General features: G+C 75.2%; 18 protein-coding genes. 11 read left to right on the top strand and 7 right to left on the bottom strand.

Annotation, left to right across the window (positions count from 1 at the left end; genetic code table 11):
* The first annotated feature begins 97 nt into the window (after positions 1–97).
* Positions 98–1831 carry a GAF domain-containing protein gene (locus AB0O09_RS13125; protein ID WP_344624255.1) on the top strand — a complete coding sequence of 578 codons (1734 nt, stop codon included), beginning with the start codon at positions 98–100 and terminating at the stop codon, positions 1829–1831.
* 18 nt (positions 1832–1849) lie between these two features.
* On the opposite strand, the gene AB0O09_RS13120 is transcribed toward AB0O09_RS13125, so the two are convergent.
* Positions 1850–2200, bottom strand: coding sequence for an STAS domain-containing protein (locus AB0O09_RS13120; protein WP_363541692.1), 351 nt, complete (start codon positions 2198–2200; stop codon positions 1850–1852).
* A 246-nt stretch (positions 2201–2446) separates the two neighbouring features.
* Between AB0O09_RS13120 and AB0O09_RS13115 the strand changes: the two genes are divergently transcribed.
* The 3 genes from AB0O09_RS13115 (at position 2447) to AB0O09_RS13105 (ending at position 7153) form a co-directional block, all read left to right on the top strand.
* Positions 2447–4786, top strand: a complete 2340-nt coding sequence (locus AB0O09_RS13115; protein ID WP_363541691.1) for a pectinesterase family protein — start codon at positions 2447–2449, stop codon at positions 4784–4786.
* Between the two features lie 163 nt (positions 4787–4949).
* A complete protein-coding gene (locus AB0O09_RS13110; RefSeq protein WP_363541690.1) occupies positions 4950–6323 on the top strand; it encodes a pectate lyase in 1374 nt (457 codons plus the stop codon).
* Positions 6324–6406: 83 nt separating this feature from the next.
* On the top strand, positions 6407–7153 hold the full coding sequence (locus AB0O09_RS13105; RefSeq protein WP_363541689.1) for a DUF6348 family protein: 747 nt from the start codon (positions 6407–6409) through the stop codon (positions 7151–7153).
* A 27-nt stretch (positions 7154–7180) separates the two neighbouring features.
* Here the strand turns inward: AB0O09_RS13105 and AB0O09_RS13100 are convergent, their stop codons facing one another.
* Both AB0O09_RS13100 and AB0O09_RS13095 read right to left on the bottom strand, forming a co-directional pair.
* The gene (locus tag AB0O09_RS13100) at positions 7181–7663 is read right to left on the bottom strand and encodes an NUDIX domain-containing protein (RefSeq protein WP_363541688.1); all 483 of its coding nucleotides are present in this window, start codon (positions 7661–7663) and stop codon (positions 7181–7183) included.
* Positions 7660–9165: an SDR family NAD(P)-dependent oxidoreductase gene (locus tag AB0O09_RS13095; RefSeq protein WP_363541687.1), complete on the bottom strand. Its 1506-nt coding sequence runs from the start codon at positions 9163–9165 to the stop codon at positions 7660–7662. Before AB0O09_RS13095 ends, AB0O09_RS13100 begins: the two co-directional genes overlap by 4 nt.
* A 164-nt stretch (positions 9166–9329) precedes the next feature.
* Here AB0O09_RS13095 and AB0O09_RS13090 point away from each other — a divergent pair, with 164 nt between their 5' ends.
* Positions 9330–10076 carry a methyltransferase domain-containing protein gene (locus tag AB0O09_RS13090; protein WP_363541686.1) on the top strand — a complete coding sequence of 249 codons (747 nt, stop codon included), beginning with the start codon at positions 9330–9332 and terminating at the stop codon, positions 10074–10076.
* Here the strand turns inward: AB0O09_RS13090 and AB0O09_RS13085 are convergent.
* The gene (locus tag AB0O09_RS13085) at positions 10045–10830 is read right to left on the bottom strand and encodes an arylamine N-acetyltransferase (RefSeq protein ID WP_363541685.1); all 786 of its coding nucleotides are present in this window, start codon (positions 10828–10830) and stop codon (positions 10045–10047) included. The two genes, AB0O09_RS13090 and AB0O09_RS13085, sit on opposite strands and share 32 nt — an antisense overlap.
* 234 nt (positions 10831–11064) lie before the next feature.
* On the opposite strand from AB0O09_RS13085, the gene AB0O09_RS13080 reads away from it, so the two are divergent.
* The 3 genes from AB0O09_RS13080 to AB0O09_RS13070 all read left to right on the top strand — a co-directional run bounded on the left by AB0O09_RS13080 (position 11065) and on the right by AB0O09_RS13070 (position 14606).
* Positions 11065–13140, top strand: coding sequence for an RICIN domain-containing protein (locus AB0O09_RS13080; RefSeq protein ID WP_363541684.1), 2076 nt, complete (start codon positions 11065–11067; stop codon positions 13138–13140).
* Between the two features lie 106 nt (positions 13141–13246).
* Positions 13247–13819, top strand: coding sequence for a hypothetical protein (locus AB0O09_RS13075; protein WP_363541683.1), 573 nt, complete (start codon positions 13247–13249; stop codon positions 13817–13819).
* Between the two features lie 163 nt (positions 13820–13982).
* On the top strand, positions 13983–14606 hold the full coding sequence (locus AB0O09_RS13070; RefSeq protein ID WP_363541682.1) for a hypothetical protein: 624 nt from the start codon (positions 13983–13985) through the stop codon (positions 14604–14606).
* Here the strand turns inward: AB0O09_RS13070 and AB0O09_RS13065 are convergent.
* Complete coding sequence (locus AB0O09_RS13065; protein WP_363541681.1) at positions 14570–15751, bottom strand: hypothetical protein; 1182 nt, start codon at positions 15749–15751, stop codon at positions 14570–14572. The genes AB0O09_RS13070 and AB0O09_RS13065 overlap by 37 nt on opposite strands.
* A complete protein-coding gene (locus AB0O09_RS13060; protein ID WP_363541680.1) occupies positions 15748–17265 on the bottom strand; it encodes a hypothetical protein in 1518 nt (505 codons plus the stop codon). Before AB0O09_RS13060 ends, AB0O09_RS13065 begins: the two co-directional genes overlap by 4 nt.
* 295 nt (positions 17266–17560) lie before the next feature.
* Here AB0O09_RS13060 and AB0O09_RS13055 point away from each other — a divergent pair, with 295 nt between their 5' ends.
* Entirely contained in the window at positions 17561–18256 is a 696-nt protein-coding gene (locus AB0O09_RS13055) for a Tat pathway signal sequence domain protein (RefSeq protein WP_363541679.1), read from the top strand.
* A gap of 83 nt (positions 18257–18339) precedes the next feature.
* On the opposite strand, the gene AB0O09_RS13050 is transcribed toward AB0O09_RS13055, so the two are convergent.
* A complete protein-coding gene (locus AB0O09_RS13050; protein WP_363541677.1) occupies positions 18340–18993 on the bottom strand; it encodes a hypothetical protein in 654 nt (217 codons plus the stop codon).
* 332 nt (positions 18994–19325) lie between these two features.
* Here AB0O09_RS13050 and AB0O09_RS13045 point away from each other — a divergent pair, with 332 nt between their 5' ends.
* Both AB0O09_RS13045 and AB0O09_RS13040 read left to right on the top strand, forming a co-directional pair.
* The gene (locus AB0O09_RS13045) at positions 19326–20360 is read left to right on the top strand and encodes a zinc-dependent alcohol dehydrogenase family protein (RefSeq protein WP_363541676.1); all 1035 of its coding nucleotides are present in this window, start codon (positions 19326–19328) and stop codon (positions 20358–20360) included.
* 160 nt (positions 20361–20520) lie between these two features.
* Positions 20521–21231, top strand: a complete 711-nt coding sequence (locus AB0O09_RS13040; protein ID WP_363541675.1) for a CBS domain-containing protein — start codon at positions 20521–20523, stop codon at positions 21229–21231.
* Positions 21232–21275: the final 44 nt, after the last annotated feature.

Genomic DNA, 21275 nt, shown 5'->3' with positions numbered 1-21275 from the left:
GGCCACGACCGCCGGACGGCCCGTCCGCGGGCGCGAGGTCTGCAAGAATCGGTTCTCCGGTGGCGAAGGGTGAGGAGACCCGGTGGGCGAGGACGCGATGAGGCCGCGGATCCCGCAGTTGAGGCTCGACGAACTGCTGGAGGAACTGCAGGCCCGGATCGACGCCGCCCGCGGCACCCGGGACCGCGTGCACAGCCTGTTGGAGGCCGTGCTCTCGGTCGGCCGCGAGCTCGACCTCACCCATGTGCTGCGGCGGATCGTCGAGGCGGCCGCCGTCCTCGTCGACGCCAAGTACGCGGCCCTCGGCGTGATCGGCCCGGACGGCGAGACGCTCTCGCAGTTCCTCACCGTCGGGCTCGGCGAGGACGAGATCGCCGAGATCGGCCCGTACCCGACCGGCAAGGGCATCCTCGGCGAGCTGATCCGCCGGCCCGAGGCGCTCCGGCTGGAGGACCTCGCCGCGCACCCCGCCTCGCACGGCTGCCCCGCGCACCACCCCGTGATGCGGACCTTCCTCGGCGTGCCCGTCCGGGTCCGCGACGAGGTCTTCGGCAACCTCTACCTCACCGACAAGCGCAACGGCGAGGGCTTCGACGCCGACGACGAGTCCGTCATCTCCACCCTCGCGGTGGCCGCCGGGGTCGCCATCGACAACGCGCGGCTCTACGAGGAGGCGCAGCGGCAGCAACGCTGGCTGGCGGTGAGCGCCGAGATCACCCGCAGCCTGCTCTCCGGCACCTCACGCGCGCACGTCGTCGAACTGATAGCCCAGCGCGCGATGGCCATCACCGGCGCCGAGCTCGCCGACATGTCCGCCCCGACCGGCGACGGGCAGGCGCTGCGCGTCGAACTCGCCCTCGGCGGCGACACCGCGGCCCGGCTCGGCCGGCTGCTGCCGCTGGAGGGCTCGCTGCCCGGGCGGGCGGTCACCGGCGGCCATCCGGTGACCACGACCGCTCTGGCGGACGACCACCGGCCGACGGCCGGGGCCGGCGTCGGACCCGCCGGCGGCCCGGCCGTCGGGCCGACCGGGTACGGCGGCCTCGGCCCGGCCGTCGCCGTCCCGATCGGCCGGCAGGAGGGCGACATCCCGGGCGTGCTGCTGCTCGCCCGGCGGACGGGCGAACCCGCCTTCACGGACCGCGAGATCGGCCCGCTCTCCGGTTTCGCCGACCAGGCCGCACTCGCCCTGGAACTCGCCGAACGCCGCCGCGACGCCGAGCAGTTGGCGATGCTGGAGGACCGCGACCGGATCGCCCGCGACCTCCACGACCTGGCCATCCAGCGGCTGTTCGCGACCGGCATGACCCTGCAGAGCGCCGCCCGGGTGATCGAGCACACCGGCGCCTCCGACCGGGTGCTGCGCGCGGTCGCCGACCTCGACGAGACCATCAAGATCATCCGGTCGACCATCTTCGGCCTCCGTGCCCGCGAGGACTCCCGGCAGGGACTGCGCTCACGGGTGGTCGCCGCGGTGGGGGAGGCGCAGGCCGCCCTCGGCTTCGCCCCGCGGCTCAGCATGGAGGGGCTGCTCGACACCGACGTGCCGCTGCGGCTCGCGGACGAAGTGGTGGCCGTGCTCGGCGAGGCGCTCAGCAACGCGGCCCGGCACGCCAAGGCGGGCCGGGTCGAGGTGGTGCTGCAGGCCGCGGGCGGACAGGTCGTGCTCACCGTGCAGGACGACGGGGTGGGCATCCCCGAGCAGGGGCGGCGCAGCGGACTGCGGAACCTCGCCGAGCGGGCCCACGGCGTCGGAGGGCTCTTCGAACTCTCGGCCCCGCAGGACGGCGGCACCCGCCTGGTCTGGTCGGCGCCGCTCGTCCCTGCCTGACCGGGCCCCGGCGCCCGCCTACGTGGTGCGCTCGAACTCGCAGCGCAGCGCCCGGTCGGCGCCCAGCAGTCGGATCACCCGGGACGGCTGCCGAGGGATCCCCTGCAGCACCACCGAGGCGTCCGCGGCGCAGCGGCCGTTCAGCCGCAGGAAGAGGTCCACGCCGGAGCTGTCGCAGAAGGTCACCGCCGCCAGGTCGAGCACCAGCTCGCCGCCGCCGCGCTCCAGCAGCGGCAGCAGCCGCGGTTCCAGGCGGCCGGCCGAGTGCAGGTCGAGCTCGCCACGCAGGGCGACCACCGTGCGGCGGCCGGGGGACTGGCGGCGGACCGAGGCGATGGCGGCCTCGGTGTGCGGTGCGGGAGCGGGCAAGGAGGCCTCCTGGGCGGTGCGGTGCGTACGGTGCTCTGCCGCCGGCCCGGCTCCTCGCAAACCCGGCCGGCAGCAGAGCGGCTGACACTCCATCAGATCCGTGCCCGGCGGGGGAGGGCCGAAGGTCCCGGATGCTGCGACGGCAACGTCCGTGCGCGCGGGCGACTTCCCGCGGCGTGGCGGCAACCTCCTGCGGCACGGCGGCAACCGAGAGGCAGACCCACCTCCTCACCCTCGGAGAGCGACATGTCCGCTTCCCCGCACCGCCGTCCCGCCGGCCGCCAAAGGCTCGCCCTCGCCGCGGCCGGCGCGGCGGCCGTCCTCGCCCTGGGGGCCGTGCCGCTCGCCCTGAACGCCGGGGCGTCCACCGGCGGCGCGCCCGTCGCCGCGGCGGCCGCCGACCTCGGCCACGCCGTCCTGCCCGCCCGGGACGGCTGGGCGGCGGAGGGCGCCGGGACGACGGGCGGCCGCTCGGCGGACGCCGCGCACACCTTCACCGTCACCACCCGCGCCGAGTTGGCGAAGGCGCTGGCCGCCGGGCCCGCGGGCGCACCCCGGATCATCCGGGTCAAGGGCGTGATCGACGCCAACACCGACGACACCGGCCGGGCGCTCGGCTGCGCCGACTACGCGGCCGGCACCGGCCATTCGGACGCCGCGTACGCCAAGGCCTACGACCCCGCGGTCTGGGGCCGGACGAAGCTGCCCTCCGGCCGACAGGAGGACGCCCGCCGGGCCGCGCAGGCCAGGCAGGCCGCCCGGGTCGTCCTCGACGTCCCCTCGCACACCACGATCGTCGGCGTGCCGGGCACCGGCGCCGGGATCACCGGCGGCAACCTGACGGTGAAGAACGCCCAGGACGTGATCGTCCGCAACCTCGCCCTCACCGACGTCCGCGACTGCTTCCCGCAGTGGGACCCGACGGACGGCCCGACCGGCAACTGGAACTCGGCCTACGACGCCGTCTCGCTGCGCGGTGCCACGCACGTCTGGATCGACCACGACACCTTCTCCGACGCGCCGCACCTCGACGCGGCCAACCCGACCCGGTTCGGCCGCGAGTACCAGGTCCACGACGGCGCGCTGGACATCACCAACGGCTCCGACCTGGTGACCGCCTCCTACAACCGCTTCGCCGACCACGACAAGACGATGCTGATCGGCAGCAGCGACAAGGACACCGGACTGCGGGTCACCCTGCACCACAACGTCTTCCAGGGCGTCGTGCAGCGCGCCCCGCTCGCCCGGGTCGGGCAGATCCACCTCTACGACAACTACTACGACACCGCGCCGCTCGACGGCTACGCGCACAGCTACAGCGTCAACTCCCGGGCCGGCGCGCAGATCGTGGCGGAGAACAACCACTGGCGGCTGTCGGCCGACCGGAAGGTCTCCCAGCTGCTCAGCGGCGACGGCACCGGGGCGTTCGCGGGCAGCGGCAACCTGGTCGACGGCGCGGCGGCCGACCCGGCCGCCGCGTACAACGCCGCCAACACCAAGAAGATCAGGCCGACCGTCTCCTGGCGGCCGGCCCTCTCCGCCGGGCTGGAGCCCGCCGCCGCGCTGCCGGACCGGCTGCCGAAGCAGGCCGGCGCCGGCGTGCTCACCGAGAACGGCACCGCCGCCCCGGCCACCGGCCGGATCCTGACGGTCGCCGCGGACGGCTCCGCCGCGCACCGGACGGTGCAGTCCGCGGTCGACGCCGCCGGACCCGGGGACACCGTGCTGATCGCCCGCGGCACCTACCGCGAGACGGTGAACGTCCCGGCCGCCAAGAAGGGCCTGACGCTCCAGGGCGCCACCGGCAACGCCGAGGACGTCGTCCTCGCGTACGACAACGCGGCCGGCACCCCGAAGCCCGGCGGCGGCACCCACGGCACCGAGGGCAGTGCCACCCTCACCGTCTCCGCCGACGGCACCACCGTCACCGGCCTCACCGTGCAGAACACCTTCGAGCGGTCCGCCCACCCGGGCACCACCGCCACCCAGGCGGTCGCCCTGGCCGCCCGCGGCGACCGCCAGCAGTACCTGAACTCCCGCTTCATCGGCCACCAGGACACCGTCCTCAACTGGGCGCCCGCCGCCACCGGCCAGTACCGGCAGTACTTCCGCCACTGCTTCGTCGCCGGCGACGTGGACTTCCTCTTCGGCAACGCGACCGCCGTCTACGACCACGTGAACATCACCCTGCGGGACCGCGGCGCCGCCCCCGGCGGCAGCAACGGCTACCTCGCCGCGCCGAACACCGACGCCGCGAAGCCGTACGGGATCCTCGTCACCGACAGCACGATCAGCAGCACCGCCGCGCCCGGCACCTTCCACCTCGGCCGGCCCTGGCGCACCGGGCCGAGCGCGGTCGGGCAGTTCGTCGTCCGCAACACCGTGCTGCCCGCGGCGGTCGAGAAGGCGCCGTGGACGGACATGCACGGGTACTCCTGGCGGTCCGCCCGCTTCGCCGAGTACGCCAATACCGGGCCCGGGGCCGGCGCCGGCGCGGACCGCCCGCAGCTGACCGCCGCTCGGGCCGCCTCGTACACGGCGCGCGCCTACCTGGCCGGCACCGACGGCTGGAACCCGGTCGGCTGACCCGCAGGAGAAAACCCGCCGCCCGCGGCAACCTCCCCGCGGGCGGCGGCAACAGGGAGTCGGACAGCAGGACGGCGGACCGTCGGCCCCGCTGCCGGGACGGCCCGTCGACGCCGGGACACGTCCCCTCCCCGTACCGGTAGTCGCCAAGGAGTCATGAGACGTGAGCAAGCGAGCGATACGCCCCAAGCGCGGCAGGATCGCGGCCCTCGGCGGCACGGCCGCCCTGCTGGCCGCCGGCATCGCGGGCGGCCTGTGGGCGGGCGCGGACGCCGCCGCCCCCGCCCCGACCGCCGGGTCCTCCTACACCCTGGTGAGCGCCGCCGGCGGACTCTGCCTGCAGGCGCCCGCCCCGGCCGCCGGCACCCAACTGGCCCAGCAGGACTGCGGCGCGGGTGGCGAGACCTGGCGGCTGACCGCCGACGGCAGCGGCTACCGGCTGGTCGAGGCCGCCGGCGGCCGCTGCGCGGGCGTGCGGGACGCCAGGACGGGCGCCGGCGCCGCCGTCCGGACGGAGGACTGCGACCCGGCGGCGGCCTCCCAGCGCTGGACCCTGACGGCCGTCGAGGGCGGCCACCGGGTGGTCAACGCCGCCAGCGGCAAGTGCCTGGCGGTGAAGGACGGTTCGGCCGCGGCCGGCACCCCGGTGCAGCAGAACTCCTGCGACTCGGCGCCCGCCAAGCGCTGGACCTTCAAGCCCGCCGCCGCCACCCCGGCCCCCACCGCGAGCACCCCGACCACCACGGCCACGGCCTCCCCGAAGCCCACCGCCACCGCGAAGCCCACCGCGACGGCCACGCCCGCCCCGACCGCCACCGCGACGGGCGGCACCGGCACGGTGATCCCGGCCTGGCCGACCCCGCAGGGCGCCGACGTGCCGCTGACCGCCACCCGGAAGGTCGCCGCGCTCTTCGACGGCGGCGGCCGCCGCTACGTCGGCAAGGGCGCGCTGGGCAGCGGCAGCCAGTCCGAGAACCAGCCCGCCATGTTCGAACTCGCCGACGGCGCCGTGCTGCAGAACGTGATCCTCGGCGACCCGGCCGCCGACGGCGTGCACTGCAGCGGCAGCTGCACCCTGCGCAACGTCTGGTGGGAGAACGTCGGCGAGGACGCCGCCACCTTCAAGGGCACCTCCGCCTCCCAGGTGATGACCGTGGACGGCGGCGGCGCGCGCGGCGCGGCCGACAAGGTCTTCCAGCACAACGGCCCCGGCACCTTCGTCGTCAAGAACTTCCGGGTGGAGGACTTCGGCAAGCTCTACCGCTCCTGCGGCAACTGCAAGACGCAGTACCCCCGCCACGTGGTGATCGACAACGTGATCGCCACCGCGCCCGGCAAGAAGATGGTCGGCATCAACGCCAACCTGGGCGACACCGCCACGATCACCCGGCTCACCGTGGTCGGCGACAGCAGCCGGAAGATCACCGTCTGCCAGCGCTACACCGGCGTCACCTCGGGCGAGCCCAAGGAGGCGGGCAGCGGCCCGGACGGCACCAACTGCCGCTACACGCCCGGCGAGGTGACCTACAAGCCCTGACCCCGGGCCCGTCCCGGCAGCCGCACGGACGCGTTCGGCGTTCCTGTGGCGGCCGGGGCGGCCGCGCCGCTACGGTGTCCGCCATGGGGTTGGGATCTTGGTGGCGCGGCTCCGGCGCGGCCACCCGCAGGCAGTCGGGCGACACCGCCCCGCTCTCCGAGCCGGCCGTCCTCGCCGCGGTGGCCGAACGGTTGACGGAACTCGGCGGCGACACCTGGACGGTGGACGGCTCGCTGGTCACCGGCCCCGGCGGCACCGCCGTCGCGGTCGGCGCCCGGCACGGCGAGGGCCCGGCCCACCTCGACCTGACCGTCCTGCTGGACGCCGGACGGCCGCAGGAGCGCAGGGTGCAGGACTGCCTGGCCGGTGTCGAGGCCGACAGCGGGCCCGCGGTGCGCCGCGCGGTCGAGGTCTGGGCCTCCACCACCGGCCTGGCCCTGCTCGAACTCCTCGCCCACAACGGCCGGTTCGCCGGCCACCTGCACCCGGACGACGCGGACGCGCTGCCCGGCTGGCACGCCGTGCACGGCGGCATCGCCGGCTGGGGCACCGGCGACCGGCACGGCGCCGTCCAGGACTGGATGCTCGCCCGGCCGCTGCTGCCGCAGCTCGCCCCGGCGTTCCCGGACGGCTTCGACCGGGCCCGCCCGACCGGTCTGTCGCTGCTGTTCGGCAGCGGGGCCGGCCGGGAGAGCGCCGAGGTGCGGGTGAACGGCGAACCGCACGAGGGGGCCTCGAAGGCGCTGCTGGCCCTGGACTGGCCGCGGGTCGCCGAGGGCACCGCCTTCGCCCGGACCTTCGTCCTGCTGACCCGGCCCCAGGACGGCTGACCGGCGGGCGGCGTCCCCCGGAGCGGCTCAGACCAACGGGTAGACGTGCGCGCCGGCCGGCCCCGGGTAACCGGGCAGCCAGCGGGCCAGCACCAGCCCGGACGGGTGGAACATCGGCTCGGGCAGCGCGTCCACCGGGACCCGCTCCCAGCCGGCGCAGCTGTGCGGCTCGGTGACGACCGCGGGGGCGTCGCTCGGCGGTGCGAGGACGGCCGCGGTCAGCCGTGGCCGGCCGAGCTCGTGGTCGAGCAGCACGGCCAGCACCCGCATCGCGGCCGCGGGCAGCACGATGCCGGTCTCCTCCGCGAGTTCACGGGCGGCGGCCTCCTCGAAGGACTCGCCGGTGCCGTCGACCTTGCCGCCGGGCAGGCTCCAGGTCGGCGGCTCGCCCGCGGTGGTGCGCCGTCCGATCAGCACCCGGCCGTCGGTGGTGGGCACGATGACCCCCGCACCGATGATCGGCCCGCCACCGGCCTGCCCGCCACCGGCCGCCGGGCCGTCGGCCGTCACCAGGCGGCCTTGGAGTAGTCCTTGAGGAAGCAGCCGTACAGGTCCTCGCCGAGCTCGCCGCGGACGATCGGGTCGTAGACCCGGGCCGCGCCGTCGACCAGGTCGAGCGGGGCGTGGAAGCCCTCGTCGTGCAGCCGCATCTTGTCGGGGTGCGGCCGCTCGTCGGTGATCCAGCCGGTGTCGACGCTGGTCATCAGGATGCCGTCGGTCCGGTACATCTCCTCGGCGCTGGTGCGGGTGAGCATGTTCAGCGCGGCCTTGGCCATGTTGGTGTGCGGGTGGCCGGCGCCCTTGTAGCCGCGGCTGAACACGCCCTCCATGGCGGAGACGTTGACGATGTACTTGCGCCGCGCGGGGGAGGCGGCCATCACCGGCCGGAGCCGGCTGATCAGGATGAACGGCGCGGTGGAGTTGCAGAGCTGCACCTCCAGCAGCTCCATCGGGCCGACCTCGTCGACGGTCTGCACCCAGCTGTTGGTGGAGGCGAGGTCCGGCACCAGGCCGCCGGCGTCGATCGCGGTGCCGGCCTCGATCCGGGCCGGCGAGGCGGAGCCGCTGACCAGGGCGAGGGCGGTGACGTCCTCGGCGCTGATCCGCTCGCCCTCGCCGGAGGCCTGGCCGGGCAGTGCCGGCAGGTCCACGTTGCCGCTGCCGAAGCGCCCGATCACGGTCGACGGGGGCAGTACGCCGGCCGGCAGCGGGGCCGACTCGGCGGCCACCAGCTCGCGGTACGACTCCGGCGGGCGGCGGACGGTCTGCGCCGCGTTGTTGATCAGGATGTCCAGCGGCCCGTCCGAGGCGACCTCGTCGGCCAGCGCCATCACCTGGGCCGGGTCGCGCAGGTCGATGCCGACGATCTTCAGCCGGTCGATCCACCGGTCGCTGTCCGGCATCGCCTTGAAGCGGCGGATCGCGTCGTTGGGGAAGCGGGTGGTGATGGTGGTGTGCGCGCCGTCCCGCAGCAGGCAGAGCGCGATGTACATGCCGATCTTGGCGCGGCCGCCGGTGAGCAGGGCGCGCCGCCCGGTGAGGTCGGCGCGGGCGCCGCGGCGGGCGTGGTTGAGCGCCGCGCAGTTGCGGCACAGCTGGTGGTAGAAGGCGTCGACCTCGACGTACCGCTGCTTGCAGGTGTAGCAGGAGCGGGGGCGCTCGAGTATCCCGGCGATCTCGGTGGTGGTCTCGGTGGTCAGGCCGAAGGCGCCGGCCGTCTCGTCGTCGATCCGGCCGGGTGCGCCGGTCGCCGTCCGCGAGGTGACCAGCCGGTCGTTGGCGGTCTTGCGGGCGCGGGTCTCCTGGCGGCGGCGCTGCTTGAGCGTGCGGAAGATGCCGCCGACCGCCCGGCGGACGGTGATCGCGTCCGGGTGGTCCACGTGCAGGTCGTCGAGTTCGGCGAGCACGTCCAGGCACAGGGCCAGGCGCTCGGGGTCGATGCCCGGGCCGAAGTCGATGTCCTGCTCGTCGTGCTGCTGGATCTGGGTCTGGGTGTCCGGGCCCGCCGTCATGCCTGCTGCTGCTTCCCTCGGTGTGCCGCCTGTACCGGCGAATGCTACGGGAGCCTGCCGAGCCGGAGCGAAAAGTAATACCTCCACCTGCCTTGTAGGGGTTACCTGCTCTCGCTAGCGTAAGAGATGAACAGCTCATCCGGCCATTACGACGGGAGTGGGGCATGACGACCTGGCACGACTGGCAGCGCAGCTGGGACCGCCAGCAGGAGTGGTACCTGCCCGACCGGGAGGAGCGGTTCCGGGTGATGCTCGACCTGGTCGAGGCGGTGGCCGGCCCGGCGCCGCGCGTCCTCGACCTGGCCTGCGGCACCGGATCGATCAGCGAACGGCTGCTCGCCCGGCTGCCCGGGGCGGTCTCGGTCGGCGTGGACGTCGACCCCGCGCTGCTCGCGATCGCCCGCGGCCACTTCGCCGACGAGCCGCGCCTCACCCTCGTCACCGCCGACCTGAACGACCCCGGCTGGGCGGAGCCGCTGCCGGACGGCGGCGCGTTCGACGCGGTGCTCACCTCGACCGCCCTGCACTGGCTCGGCAGCGACGCCCTGGTGCGCCTGTACGGCGACCTCGCGGGGCTGGTCAGGCCCGGCGGCCTGTTCGTCAACGCCGACCACATGCCGCAGCCGGACACCCCGCTGCTGAACGCCGCCGACCGGGCCCGGCAGCACGCCCGCCAGGAGCGCGAGCGCGCCGAGGGCGTCCTCGACTGGGCCGCCTGGTGGCGGGCGGCCGCCGACGACCCGGCACTCGCCGAGGCCGTCGCGGCCCGCTTCGCGATCCACGGCGACCACGCCGACGGCGAGAGCCACCCCGCCGAGTGGCACACCGCCCGGCTGGTCGGGGCCGGCTTCCGCGAGGCCGGGGTGGCCTGGCGCTCGGTCAGTGACGCCCTGGTCGCGGCGGTGCGCTGACCGGCAGCGCGTCGAGCTCGATCCCGAAGTGCTCGCGGTACGCGGCGAGCGCCTGCTCCCCGGTCAGCTGCTCCTCGCTGCGTGAGCCGTCCGCGCCGGTGCGGATCAGCCGGGTGCCGGCGAGGGTGATCCTGCCCTCGCCGGTCAGCCGTGAGCAGGTGGTGGACCGGGTGAAGTGCGACTCGGGCGAGGTCGCCTGCCACCAGCAGGTCGGGCCGAAGTCGGCCAGCGCGTAAGGCCGCAGGTCCAGCCGGTACTGCGGCTCGCCGTCCATCAGCACGTCCAGCTCCGCGCCGTGCGGCCGCAGCGTGAACCGGCCGGCGGGGTCGGACTGCTCGCCGCGCTCGTCCAGCCGCAGCGGGTGGTGGCTGAACCGGCCGAAGCCGACGTCCACCAGCCACGGCTCGTCCAGCAGGACCCGCAGCGCCATGTGGTCGAAGGGCGGCCCGGGCCGGCCGTCCCGGCCGAACACCCGCCCGGCGAGCAGCTCCACCCGGTGGCCGAGCGCCGTGAGCAGGCCGGCGAAGGCGCCGTTGAGCTCGTAGCAGAAGCCGCCGCGGCGGCGCTCCACCAGCTTGTCCCAGAGCGCCCGTTCGGTCAGCACGACCGGCTCGCCGCGGGCCACGCTCAGCGTCTCGAACGGCACGGCGTGCAGGTGCGCGAGCTGCAGGGCGCGCAGCGCCGCCGCGTCCGCGTGCTCCGGCCGCGGCAGGCCGATCCGGTCCAGGTAGGCGGCCACCTGTCGTGCGTCCACCGGTCCTCCCCTTCCTCCGTACTCGGACGGCCCGTCAACCGGGCCGATCGTCGTGGTCCTGACGTCCCGTCGGAAAACAACCGCGAAAAAATGTTTGGGATTCCTGTTATCCCCTCCCGTCCCACGGATCTCCCAGGTGTCGGCAAGCACCACACCCCACCGAGGGCCGACGAGGAGATACACATGTCACACAGGAAAGCGTCGTCGCACCGTCGCCGCAATCGCCGTGGACTGATGTTCACCGCAACCGCCATCACCGCGGGACTCATCGCGGGAGCCGTCACCATCGGCTCCGCGCTGGAGGGCGACAAGCCGCTCAGCACCTCCGCGGACGCGGTGATCGCGCAGGAGGTGGAGCCCTCGCCGGCCGCCGGTCCGCTCCACAACGAGGCGCCCGCCCCGGTGACCTCCATACCCAAGGACGACCCGACCCGCGGCCTGGTCTACGGCGGCCTCGTGCCGGCCGCCAGCGGCGACAAGTGCGTCGGCGTCTACAAGGTCGACGAGCAGGGCCTGTGCACCCACGGCCCGGACGCCCCGCCGCGCGGCGTCGACGTCCACAAGAGCACCGCCCCGGTCGTCGCGACCACCGAGAAGCCCGCCGACCTCACCCCGACCGCGGCCGCCGCACCGTCCGCCGCGGACCTGCTGAGCGACGCGCCGCCCGTGCTCGACCTGCAGACCGGCAAGGCGCTCGGCGGCTCCGCCACGCCCGCCGGCACCCCCTCGGCCGGAGCGGGGGCCGCGGCCGAAGGCTCCAAGGTGGTCTGCGAGGGCGACGGCTCGACCGGCAACCGCGTCCAGGTGATGTACGTCCACGCCCCGGGCAACGACCGCTTCGCGCAGTACCTCGCCTCGTTCAAGAAGTGGGCGTCGGACACCGACACCATCTACAACGCGAGCGCCCAGGAGACCGGCGGCGTCCGGCACATCCGCTTCGTCACCGAGGCCGACTGCACCGTCTCGGTGCTGAACGTCGAGCTGTCCGCGGCCTCCCTGCAGGAGTTCGGCGCCAGCAACAAGGCGCTCGCCGCCCAGGGCTTCAACCGCAAGGACCGCAAGTACATGGTCTTCGCGGACGCCAACGTGTACTGCGGCATCGGCACCTTCAACGGTGACGAGCGTCCCGGCCAGGACAACCTGTCCAACTTCGGCCCGTCCTACGGCCGCACCGACAACGGCTGCTGGGGCGGCTCCACCGCCGCCCACGAGCTCGGTCACAACCTCGGTGCCGTCAACAACAGCGCCCCGCACACCAGCAAGGGCGCGCACTGCGTCGACGAGTGGGACATCATGTGCTACTCCGACTCGCCGTACTACCCGAAGATGCAGACCCTCTGCCCGAACCGGGCCGAGGACGACCGCCTCGACTGCAACCACGACGACTACTTCAACACCGACCCGCAGCCGGGCAGCTACCTGACCACGCACTGGAACATCGCCAACAACCAGTTCCTGTTCGCGAACGGCGGCACCAACCCGAACCCGAACCCGACGCCGACCCCGACCAAGTCGCCGACGCCGAGCCCGACCACGCCCGACCCGACCAAGTCGCCGACGCCGAGCCCGAGCCCGACCGACTCGACGCCCACCCCGAGCCCCAGCCCGACCTCGACCACCGGTCCCAAGGTGACGGTCGGCCAGATCACCACCAACTCGGCGGTGCTCAGCTGGACGGCGGTCGGCGGCGCCTCCGGTTACGACCTCCAGGTCAACGGCCGCTCCATCGCGACCGTCACCTCCAGCGTCGTCCGCCTGGTCAACCTCAAGCCCGACACCGAGTACAAGGTCGCCGTCGCGGTCAAGGACAAGTCCGGCAAGACCGCCAAGCCCGGCCGCACCACCGCCTTCCGCACCACCAAGGCGGCCGGCCCCGCGCCGACCAAGCCCGGCACCCGCTACCTGATGATCAACAGCCTGACCGGCCAGGCCGCCGACATGTGGGGCGGCTCCACCCGCGACGGCGCCGTGCTCATCGGCTACCAGCGGCACGGCTACTCCAACCAGCAGTGGCTGTTCGAGGACGCCGGCGACGGCTACCTGAAGATCCGCTCCGCCCGCTCCGACAAGTGCCTGCAGATCGGCGGCCAGGCCGTCGCCGGCCAGTACGTGATGCAGCAGCCCTGCTCGTCCGCCGACAGCCAGCAGTGGAAGATCGCCTCCGCCGGCAGCGGCTACGCGCTGACCGCCAAGGGCTCCTCGCTCGTCCTCGGTACCAGCAAGCGCTGGTACTACGGCGGCTGGCTGCTGGAACTGCAGCAGCCCAGCGGCCAGTCCTACCAGAACTGGACCATCCAGGCCGCCTCCTGACGAGGCGCCCCCGAGCCCGGTGGGGCGGGAGTCGGCCCTCCCGCCCCACCGGGCCGTCCCGTCCCACCGGGCGCCCGCGCCCGCCGGCCAGACCAGGAGCCACCCCATGCGCCTGCGCACCCTCGCCACCGCCGCCGCCCTCACCGGCCTGACCGTGCTCGGCACGGCCCAGCCCGCCGGTGCCCACGGCGACACCATCGCCTTCACCGTCTCCAGCCTGGTCGACGGGCACCTCACCGCCGTCGCCACCTGGGAGAACGACCACGACCCGGTCGACGAGAAGATCGCCGGAACCCTGAGCGCCACCGCCCAGGACGGCCGCGCGGTAGGCCCCTGGCAGCTGGTCGCGGTCGCCGGCAAGCCCGGCACCTACACCACCGCCCGCCAACTGCCGCCCGGCCACTGGAAGGTGGTCGTCGAATCGGGCTTCCCCGCGCTCGGCCGGGGCGAGGCCGAGGTCGACGTCACCGCCGTCCCCGGCACCGCGCCCAGCAGCGGACCGGTGGCCCCGGTGGGCACCGCCCCCGCGCCGAGCGCCTCCGCCGAGCCGATCCGCAGCACCTCGGCCGCCGCCGAGGCCGACAGCGCCTGGACCTGGATGGCGGTGGTCGTCGCCGTGCTGGCCGCCGCGGCGGCCGCCGGCGCCGTGCTGCTGCGCCGCCGCCGCGCCGGGCACTGAGCGGCGCACGGCGGGTTCCGGCGGGGGCCGCAGCCATCCGCTTCCGCAGGTCACCGGCGTGCGAAAGCGGGGCAGAGGCGACAAGTCGCCTCATCGACCTGTCGACTCCTGGCCACGGACGACGGGTTGTGCCGTCCCCGCCGGTGCAGGCCACCATGAAGACATGGACATCGACACGGTCGTCCGCACCCGCCGGGCCCTGCACGCCGTCGCCGAGACGGTGCTCGCCGGGCCGCAGTACCGGGCGAGCGGCACCATCCGGCTGCGGGCCTACCCGGGCGGCTTCGCCACCACGGCCGAACCCTTCCTGCAGGTCATCGGCGACGAGCTGATGGCCCCGGGACACCGCCTCACCCTGCGGCGCACCAGCTGCGCCGCGCTCGCGACGGCCCTCGGCCTCGAACCCGGCCCGCCCGAGGGCCTGTACCACGACGGCTCCGGCGCCGCCTCCGACGACCCGGTCGACGCCGACCCGCAGGCCGCCCAGTGGATCGCCCACTGCTTCGGCGCCGCCGACACCGCCCTGCGCCGCCTCGCCCCGGACGCGGAACCGGTGCTCTGGCCCGAGCACTTCGACCTCGGCATCACCCTCGACGCGGTCAACTACGGCGTCTCCGCCGGCGACTCCTACCAGCCCGAGCCGTACGCCTACGTCGGCCCGCACACCCCGCGCACCGGCGGGTTCTGGAACGCCCCGTTCGGCGCCGCCCGCACCGTCCGCGAACTCGGCGGGGCCGACGCCCTCACCCGCTACTTCGACGAGGGCCGCCGGCTCGCCGCCGGCTGAGCCGCGGCGCCGTCCCCACCCGCCCGGGCCCGCTTGCGGTACCCGTCCAGCACGTCCTGCCGCAGCAGCGCCCCGAAGCCCGCCGCCTCCAGCCGCAGGCCCAACTGCGCCTCGGTGGCGTTCAGCGCGGCCGCCGCCGAGCCCGGGTGCCAGTCGTGCGCGGCGAGCGTGTCCAGCAGGAACCCCCGGCGCACCTGCGCCTCCGACAGCCGGAAGGTCTTCAGGTAGGCGATCCGGCCGTCCCCGTCGGTGATCGTCTCGCCGATGTGGTTCTCCGCGCCCGGCCGGAACTGCGGCAGGAACCGGCCGAGGGTGAACCGGCCCGCCCGGTACACCGGCCGGGACCGGACGGGGGCCGTCAGCAGGCCCGCCGCCATCGTGCCGTCGTGGAACTCCGCCCAGGCCCGCTCCTGCCCGTCCGCGGCCGCCCGCAGGTCGGCCAGCGAGCGGATGCCCGGGCCCGGGATGCTCGCCCGGAACTCCGGCACCGGTGCCGACAGCAGTGCGTAGTGGTGGATCAGCTCGCCGAACAGGTCGTGCACCAGCGTCGCGTGCAGCGCCCGGTAGTCCTCCGGATGCGGCACCGCGAACGCCGCCGCCAGGGCGTCCGCGACGTACACCAGCACCCCGCACTGCCCGTGGTGGATCTCGAACACCCGCAGCGCGTCGGCCAGCCCGCGCACCTCGGCACCCCGGTACGCCTCCTCGGCGCGCGGCGACAGCCCCGCGCGCACCGCCCGCTGCGACCACTCCGCCCAGAGCACCGTGGGCCCGCCGAAGTGCAGCGCGAGGTAGCCCTCCAGCGCCAGGTGCAGCGGCAGGAAACGCAGCCGGTTCGAGCCCTCCCGGCGGGCCAGCCGGTGGTGCGGGCGCACCGGTACGCGCTCCGGCACCCGCTCGCCGAGCGAGGTGCCGTAGGCGGCGGCGGAGCCGTCGTCCGTCCAGTCCGCGACGAAGCCGTGCGGCACGTACGACAGGTAGGCGGTGCGGCGGTCGAGCGCGACCGGGGCGTACGCGTCCCCGAACACCCGCCGGTGCAGCCGCAGGTCGGTGATCGGGGCCGCGCGCAGCAGCGGCACCAGGCGCACCCCGCCCCACACCTGGGCCGGCCCGGTGGCCAGGCCCGTCAGGTCGAGCCCGCTCACTCGTCCGCCTCCCCGTCGTGTTCCCCGTCGCTGTCCGTCCTGCCGGTGCCCGACCCGCCGGTGCCCGGTCCGCCGCCGGTGTGCTCCCCGGCGGCCAGGAAAGCCGCCGTCCGCTCGGCCAGGTGCGCGGTCAGCTCGGGCAGTCCGGTGCGGCCCTCGGCGAACCGGGCGATCCCGACCAGCGGCACCAGGTCCTCGGCGTCCCGGATGCCGGCGGTCGGCACGCCGGGGGCGAGTCGGCGCACATCGAAGCCGTCCGCGTCCCAGACCGGGTTGAGGTGCACGATCCTCGTCGCCCCGGCGGGATCCAGCCGGGTGCGCCACACCCGCAGCACCTCGGCGGCCAGGCCCGGCGGCGCGTTGTCCCAGCCGTCCGAGACGATCACCAGCTGCTCAGGGGCGGTCTCCAGGGCGTCCAGGACGCGCCGGCCCAGCGGCGTCGCCCCGGACGGCCGGGCCAGCAGCGCATCACGGCGCCCCGAGGTCCACAGCGGGACGTACTCCGCGGCCAGCACCGCCAGCAGGTGGTGGCAGGCCAGCGCCACCGCCAGCGGACGCCGCCGCTTCTGCCCCGAGCCGTACGAGGAGAAGCTGTCGTCCAGCACCGCGGCCACCCGGCCCCAGGTGCCCTGCCGGGTACCCGCCGTGCGCCGCGCCGCGGCCTCCAGCGCCGCCGTCAGCTCGGCCCGCCGGGCGCGCCGCTGCTCGACCGGCAGCCCGAGGACGTACCCGGCCAGCCGGGTCAGCGGCATCCGTGCGAGGTCCACCGCGACGGCGTCCGCCCCCGCGGCGCGGGCCGACTCCTGCAGCCGCAGCCGCTCCAGCCGGGTCATCCGGGGCGCGATCCGCTCCAGGAAGGCCGCCCGCGGGATCCCGTGCTTCGCCGCGAAACCCTCGGCCACCGTGTACGGCAGCTCGTACACCGCCGACTTCTGGTAGTGCGCCCGCCGCCAGGCGTCCAGCAGCGGCGAGTCGAAGGACCGGCCCTGCCGCGACTTCTCCCCGCCGAACGCGAAGTCGCCCAACTCCGGCCCGGGCGGCGCCAGGTGCGCGTGCCGCAGGGCCGTGCGGAAGCCGCCGCGGTACTTCACCGCGTCCAGGGCGGCGTCGGGCCGGGCCGCGATCCAGTCCCGGACGACCGCGCGGGTGCGCCGGTTGTTCACCCCGGCCCGGCGCAGCCCGGCGAAGAGCCGGTACACCCGCTGCGGCGGCATCAGCGCCAGGCGGCGCGCGATCAGCCGGCCCTCGGTGCGGCGCTGCACGTCGGTGGCCTCCCGAGAGGTCTCCAGCAGCCGGCGTACGATCATCGCCGCGTTGTGGTCGTTGACGTCCAGGGCGAGCACCGCCGCGTACAGGTCGCGGTAGTTGCCGAGGATGTACGCGTGCAGGAAGTCCAGCGACAGCCGTTGCTCGGCCGCGTCGGTGTGGAACTCGCGCTGGCCGGTGGCCGTGACCGCCGCGTTCACGAACAGCAGCACGTCCTCGGCGGCGACCAGATCGCCCGGCGTCTCCATGGTTCAGCCCCCGTCGGTGTGGCGGGCCGGCCGGGGAATGGGGGCACGAGCTGCGAATTATCGCGGTAAAGGCGCCTTCCGGAAGTCGCACCGGAGTCCCGCGGCCGGCCGCCGGACGACCGTAGCAGACCGGCCGGCGCGGGCGCTGCTGACTATTCGTCAGCAAGTTCCGCCGATTGTATTGACGGTGTACCGACATGGACCTACAAGGGTAAGGAGCTCCGGCGCCCCTCACCCGTCCGGAGCGGCGAACGTGCGTCTTCTCGAACCCCCTCACCGAGGAAGAGGCCCACCCATGCGCTCATCCAGCCGCCCCGCCCTGCTCGCCGCCGCCCTGCTCGCGACCGCCGCCGCCGGTCTCCCCGCCCTCTCCGCCCCGGCCGCCGCCGCGCCGCGGCCGGCCGCCGCTGCCGTCCTCACCACCGGGGACGCCACCGGCGACGCCGTCGCTGTGGGCGACGTGCTCGCGGCACCGCTCGCCGCGACCACCCGGGCCACCTTCTACTCCACCGCCACCAGCGCCACCGGAGTCACCTGCGGCACCTCGCAGTTCACCGCCACCGTGCTCACCAACCCCGCCGCACCCGGCACCGCCACCGAGTCCCTCACCGGCATGGCCTTCGGCTCGTGCACCAGCAACGTCACCGGCGTCACCGCGGTGAAGAGCCTGACCGTCGGCAACCTGCCCTACACCGTCGCGGTCGACGACACCGCCGGGTACCCCGTCACCCTCACCGCAGGCCCGGCCGGGCCGATCCAGGCCACCGCCGTGCTCGCCACCTGGTTCGGCACCATCACCTGCAGCTACCAGCTCAGCGGCGCCTTCACCGGCGCCGCCGACAACACCGCCCACGGCCTGGCCTTCCACAACGAGCACTTCGCCAAGAGCGGCGGATCGGGCCTGTGCCCCGCGGACGGATACTTCTCCGCCACCTACGGCCCCGTCACCGACACCGGCCGGCCCGGCAGCCCCGTCGTCCACGTCAACTGACCGCGCACACGCGGCACGCGGAGGCGGAGGGCCACCTGCTGTGCCCCTCCGCCCTGCGGTCGGCGCTTCACGCGGTCACGGGATCAGGCGTCCGAGCCGTTGCGGCCTCCCGCGCGGCCCGTCCAGGTCGGCTCGACCACCGCCCAGTCCGTCTGCCACTCCTCCTCCGCCCGGCGCTGCAACCGGCTGCGCCGCACGCTGTACCCGACAGCGCAGGTGAGAGCCGCGGCCGCCCAGCCGCCCAGCACGACGAAGCCGGTGGTCGCCACGATGTCCGAGGTCGACCGCGGCCCCTCGGCGGCCCGGCCCGCATCGTCCACCCACACCCCGACCTGCGAACCCGGCCCGGCCGAACTCGGCACCGCCGCCTCCTCCGTCACCGTGTGCCCGGCCGGGTACGTCCACGTCGCCAGCGCCCGGTAGCCACCCGCCGGCGCCCCGGAGGCGCTCAGGTCCGCCTGCTGAGGCTCGCTGCGGACCACCGCCGGCACCCGGTGCAGCCGGGCCGCCGCCCGCGCCGCGTCCGCCTGCGCCGACCAGTACATGAACAGCGCCGCCGCCCCCGCGCCGGCCGCCGCCACCACCACGGCCAGCCACGCGGCCAGCAGGGCCCGGCTCCGCGACCGGTCCACCGGCCGCCACAGCGGCCCGGCGTCCGCGCCGACCGCCAGCCGCAGATGCACCACCAGGCGCCGCCACCGGGAATTCCCGCGACGGCCGGGGAAGTGGGTGCGCATAGTACGCCTCCTACCGCCGGCTTCGGACTCAAGCGTCTCTCCAACCGGCCCCACCGGCACCCCGCCACGCGCACCACCCGGCCACCTCCCCCCACCCGGCCCACCCCCACCTGCGGCGATCCCCGAGCGGTGCCGACGGTCACGCACGGTCGCCGCGGTGGGCCGGACGTTCACGAACCGTGCTGCCCGGGCCGCGTCGTCGCCCATGCACGACCGCGCCCGGGCGCGGCTGCCCGGGCTGCCGTGGCGGTGCATGCTGGAGGCGGAAGCCGCACCGCGTCCACCGCCCGGCCGCACCGCCGGGAGGCCGCGCCGACGGGAGGCCACAGCCGATGGCTGCCGAGACCGGGACGACCACCGGAACCACCACCGCCTGGGTCGTCGACCACCCCGCACCCGCCGCCGACCGCCCGCTGCGCCGGGTCGAACGGCCGCTGGAACCGCTCGGACCGCGCAGCCTGCTGCTGGAGGTCCGGGCCTGCGGGGTCTGCCGGACGGACCTGCACCTCGCCGAGGGCGACCTCGCACCGCACCTGCCCGGCTGCCCGCCCGGCCACGAGATCGTCGGACGGGTGCTGCGGGCCGGGCCGCGGGCAACCGACTTCGCCGAGGGCGACCGGGTCGGCGCCGCCTGGCTGGCCGGCACCTGCGGCAGCTGCCGGTACTGCCTCGCCGGCCGCGAGAACCTCTGCCCGGACTCCCGCTACACCGGCTGGGACGTCCCCGGCGGCTACGCCGGCCACGCCGTGGTCGACGCCGACTACGTCTACCGGCTGCCGGAGGGCCCGCCCGACGAGGACCTCGCCCCGCTGCTCTGCGCCGGCATCATCGGCTACCGCGCGCTCCAGCGCGCCGACCTCCCGCCCGGCGGCCGCCTCGGCCTGTACGGCTTCGGGGCGTCCGCACACCTGACCGCACAGCTCGCCCTCGCCCGGGGCGCCCGCGTCCACGTGCTGACCCGTTCCGCCGAGGCCCGCAGGCTCGCCCAGGACCTCGGCGCCAGCTCGGCCCGCGGCGCCGACGACAGCCCGCCCGAACCCCTCGACTCGGCGATCCTCTTCGCCCCGGTCGGCGACCTCGTCCCCGTCGCCCTCGCCGCCCTCGACCGCGGCGGCACCCTCGCGGTGGCCGGGATCCACCTCTCCGACATCCCGCGCCTCGACTACCGCCAGTACCTCTTCCAGGAGCGCACGCTGCGCAGCGTCACCGCCAACACCCGGGCCGACGGCCGCGCCTACCTCGCCGAGACCGCCGCCCACCCGCCCGCCGTGCACGTCCGCCGCTACCCGATGAGCCGCGCCCCCGAAGCCCTCGCCGACCTCGCCGCCGACCGCGTCACCGGCGTCGCCGTCCTCGTCCCCGACTGACCGCCGGCCCTCCCGGAAGCGGCTCGGGGCCGTCGCCGCCGCCCGGACGGGCTGAGCCCCGGCGGTTCCCGGGCGCGACGGTTCGTGAACGGGTCCTAGGGCCCTACCGTTGGGGGCAGGGGTGGGTGAGGATCGGGGCACGGCAGCAGGGAGGCTGGTCATGGGGCACCGCACGGTGGAGTCGGTGATGACCCGGGACGTCGTCCGGGTGGCACCGGAGACCGGATTCCGGGAGATCGTGGCGCTCCTGGCGGAGTTCGACATCACGGCGGTGCCGGTGGTGGACGCCGAGGACCGGCCGATCGGCATCGTCTCGGAGGCGGACCTGCTGCGCACGCTGGCCGCCCAGGAGGACGACCCGGCGACCGCGTCCGCGGCGGACAGGGCCCCGGCGGGCACCGCGGACGGCGGCCCCGACGGCGGCAGGGCCGCGGTGACCGCGGCGGAGCTGATGACCGGCTCGGTGCTGTGCACCACGCCCGGCGCGAGCGTGGTGGCGGCCGCCCGGCTGATGACCGCGCACGGGGTGAAGCGGCTGCCGGTGGTCGACGCCGACGGCCGGCTGGCCGGCCTGGTCAGCCGGGGCGACCTGCTGCGGGTGTTCCTCCGCGAGGACCGGCTGATCCACCGGGAGATCGTCGAGGAGGTGCTGGGCAAGGTCGACGGAGTGAGCCCGGCCCTGGTCGGCGTGGAGGTGGTGCAGGGCCGGGTGGTGCTCAGCGGCACCATCGAGACCCCGGGACTCGCGCCGCTCGTGGTGCGGCTGTGCCGCTCCGTCGACGGGGTCGTCTCGGTCACCGACCGCACGGGCACCGGGACGGAGGGCGGACCGGACCCGGTGCACGCCTACGCGACCGGTCACGTCTTCTGACCACACCCGGACCGCATCCCGACCGCGCCCCGGCCCCACCCCCG

The organism is Kitasatospora sp. NPDC093679 (genome assembly GCF_040683455.1).
GTDB classification, from domain to species: Bacteria; Actinomycetota; Actinomycetes; order Streptomycetales; family Streptomycetaceae; genus Kitasatospora; species Kitasatospora arboriphila.
This window is presented reverse-complemented; position numbering and strand designations above follow the sequence as displayed.